This is a genomic window from Myxococcota bacterium, from assembly GCA_035498015.1.
GTDB lineage: Bacteria > Myxococcota_A > UBA9160 > SZUA-336 > SZUA-336 > VGRW01.
In genome coordinates this window covers 1-3,143 of sequence record DATKAO010000240.1, presented here as the reverse complement: position 1 = coordinate 3,143, position 3,143 = coordinate 1, and the positions used below count along the sequence as shown (strand labels likewise).

Here is a 3,143-nt window from a genome sequence, read left to right as displayed (position 1 = left end):
TGCGCATGGACGGGATCACGAGGTGGCACAGGTACCAGGCGCCGAAGGCGTGCGTGCGCACCACGCGCTCGAACTCCGCCGGGTCGGTGTTCTTCACGGTCTGGCCGCGGCTGGCGATGCCGGCGTTGTTCACCAGGATGTCGACGAAGCCGAAGTCCTTGACCACGGCGTCGACCATCGCCTGGCAGGCCTCGAGTGAGTCGACCGACGCGGAGTAGGCGCGCGCGCGCCGGCCCAGCGACTCGATCGCCGCCACCGTCTCCTTGGCGGCGGCGTCGTCCTTGCGGTAGTTCACCGCGACGTTGGCGCCGTCCTCCGCGAGCCCGAGCGCAATCGCCCGGCCGATTCCCCGACTTCCACCCGTGACCAACGCGACGCGACCCTGGAGCGACATGGAGGCCGTGTATCATCCCGAGCCGTCTCATGTCCACCGCCGCCGCCAGCGCACGACCGACCCGGCGCAGCGCCGTGCGGCCCTGCGTGACTGCAGCGCTCGCGGGCGCGCTCGCGGCCTACAACGCGCTCAGATTCGCGCTTTGCGCGGTAGCGAGTGCTCCCAGTCCGCCAGGATGGCGCGCAGCGCGGAGACGAACGCCAGCGGCTGGTCGAGCAAGAGGTGGTGGTGAGCCTGCGGGATCTCGACCAGCGGGGCGTTGCGGTCGAGCAGCTCGTACATGTAGTCGGCGACGTCGGGAGTCACCAGGTCCGACAGCTCGCCTCGGAACAGCGCCACGCGGCACCGCACCTGCGAGAGGTTCTCGGCGATCGCCTCCGGCGTGGCGCGCCGGAACACCACCGGGTCGAACTTCCAGGTCCAGCCGGCGGGCGTGCGGTGCAGCGAGTGTCTCGCCACGTGGTCGAGAATCCAGGCGTTCTCGCACGGCTGCGGGGGGATCAGCCGGAACTTCGCGACCGCGGTCTCGAAGTCGGCGTAGGTCTTCGGGTTGCGGAAGGCGCGGCCGCGCGTGCCCTCCTCGGACTCGGGGTCGGGCCGGCGCACGGGTGAGTCGACGATGATCGCGCCTGCGAGCCGGTCACCGAAGCGCGCCGCGGCGCCGATGCACACGATGCCGCCCATGCTGTGCCCCACGAGCAGGGGCGCGCCGACGATGCGCGCGTGTCTCGCGACCGCCATGACCTCGTCGGCCCAGACCTCGCGCCGGTACTCGCTGCGGCGCCCGCTGTCGCCGTGACCCGACAGGTCGAGCGCGACCACGTGGTACTGCGAGGTGAGCAACGGCGCGATGAAGCTCCACCAGTGCGCGTGCGCGGCGCCGCCATGCACGAGCACGATGCCCGGCTTGTCGCGCTCGCCCCAGCGGAGGTAGTGGATCGGCGCGCCCAGCACGTCGACCCGTGACTCCTCGGGTTTGTCGGCCAGCGCTCGCCGGAACCAGTCCGGCGCGTCAGTCATCGAGCTCGTACTTCTTCTTGAGCTCGGGGTCGCGCGCCGCCAGCAGCTCGGCCAGGCTCACCATGACCTTGCACTGCTTCCAGGTGGCGTCGTCCTGCATCTTGCCCTCGAGCATGAGCGTGCCGCTGCCGTCGGGCATGGCGCGCAGCACGCGCTTGGCCCACAGCACCTCGTCGGGCGGAGGCGTGAACACGCGCTTGGCGATCTCGATCTGCGAAGGGTGCAACGACCACGCGCCCACGCAGCCCATCAGGAAGGCGTTGCGGAACTGGTCCTCGCACGCGACCGGGTCGTCGATCGCGCCGAACGGGCCGTAGAAGGGCAGCGCGCCGGTGGCCGCGCAGGCGTCGACCATGCGCGCCATGGTGTAGTGCCACAAGTCCTGCTGGGCGGTGACTCGCACGGCCTCGGGGTTCTTCGGATCGGGGTCGGCGCGCACGAGATACCCCGGGTGGCCGCCGCCCACGCGCGTGGTCTTCATGCGCCGCGAGGCCGCGAGGTCGGCCGGCCCGAGTGACAGGCCCTGCATGCGCGGGCTGGCCGCGACGATTTCCTCCACGTTGGCCACGCCCAGCGCCGTCTCGAGGATCGCGTGCACGAGCAGGGGCTTGGTCAGCCCGGCCTTCGCCTCGAGCTGCGCCAGCAGCTGGTCCACGTAGTGGATGTCCCAGGGCCCCTCGACCTTGGGCACCATGATCACGTCGAGCTTGTCGCCGATCTCGCCCACCAGCCGCACCAGGTCGTCGAGCACCCACGGGCTGTCGAGTGAGTTGACGCGCGTCCAGAGCTGCGTGGCGCCGAAGTCGACGTCGCGCGCGATCTTGATCAGGCCCTCGCGCGCGTCGACCTTGCGCTCGGTCGGGATCGCGTCCTCGAGGTTGCCCAAGAGGATGTCCACCTGCTTGGCGATGTCGGGCACCTTCGACGCCATGCGCGGGTTGCTGGGGTCGAAGAAGTGAATCATGCGCGACGGCCGGACCGGGATCTCGCGCGCGGGCTGGGGCGCGCCGATCGCCTTGGGGGCGAAGAAGTGACGTGGGCTCTTCATGGGGCGCGAGATTACCACGCGTCCCGATTCTGAAAACGCCGGCACGATTCCGTAAACTCGGCGTCCAACCCCGAAGCGAAGGAGCATCCCATGGCGATCAAAGTCGGTGACCGCGTTCCGAAGGCGACCCTGAAGCGCCTCACGCCGGAAGGCATGAAGGACATCCAGACCGAGGAGTACTTCAAGGGCCGCAAGGTCGTGCTGTTCGCGCTGCCCGGCGCCTTCACGCCGACGTGCTCCGCGAAGCACCTGCCCGGCTTCGTCGAGCAGGCGGACAAGATCCGCGAGAAGGGTGTGTCCGAGATCGCGTGTGTCTCGGTGAACGACGCCTTCGTGATGGACGCTTGGGGCAAGGACCGCAACGTCGGCAACAAGGTCAGCATGCTCGCGGACGGCAACGGTGAGTTCACGCGCGCGCTCGGGCTCGAGATGGACGGCTCGGGCTACGGCATGGGCATCCGCTCGCAGCGTTACTCGGCGGTGATCGAAGACGGCGTCGTGAAGAAGCTGCACGTCGAGGCGCCCGGCAAGTTCGAAGTGAGCAAGGCGGAAGTGATCCTGGACGACCTGAAATGAAGTTCGGGATCTTCTACGAGCACCAGCTGCCGCGGCCTTGGAGCGACGGCGCCGAGCAGAGACTCTTCCAGGAGGCGCTCGACCAGGTCGAGCTCGCCGACCGGC

Annotated in this window: 4 protein-coding genes; 1 reads left to right on the top strand and 3 read right to left on the bottom strand. The window is 69.3% G+C overall.

The genetic code is table 11. The annotated features are described in order from the left end of the window. The 3 genes from VMR86_21300 to VMR86_21290 all read right to left on the bottom strand — a co-directional run. Positions 1-394: SDR family NAD(P)-dependent oxidoreductase (locus tag VMR86_21300; protein HTO09601.1), on the bottom strand; the 394-nt coding region annotated here is incomplete at its 3' end. Positions 395-523: 129 nt separating this feature from the next. After that, entirely contained in the window at positions 524-1,414 is an 891-nt protein-coding gene (locus VMR86_21295) for an alpha/beta hydrolase (GenBank protein HTO09600.1), read from the bottom strand. Next, positions 1,407-2,462 (bottom strand): CoA ester lyase, encoded by a 1,056-nt coding sequence (locus VMR86_21290; GenBank protein ID HTO09599.1) that lies wholly within the window; start codon positions 2,460-2,462, stop codon positions 1,407-1,409. Before VMR86_21290 ends, VMR86_21295 begins: the two co-directional genes overlap by 8 nt. A 90-nt stretch (positions 2,463-2,552) precedes the next feature. Here VMR86_21290 and VMR86_21285 point away from each other — a divergent pair, with 90 nt between their 5' ends. Further along, positions 2,553-3,038, top strand: a complete 486-nt coding sequence (locus tag VMR86_21285) for a peroxiredoxin (protein ID HTO09598.1) — start codon at positions 2,553-2,555, stop codon at positions 3,036-3,038. Positions 3,039-3,143: the final 105 nt, after the last annotated feature.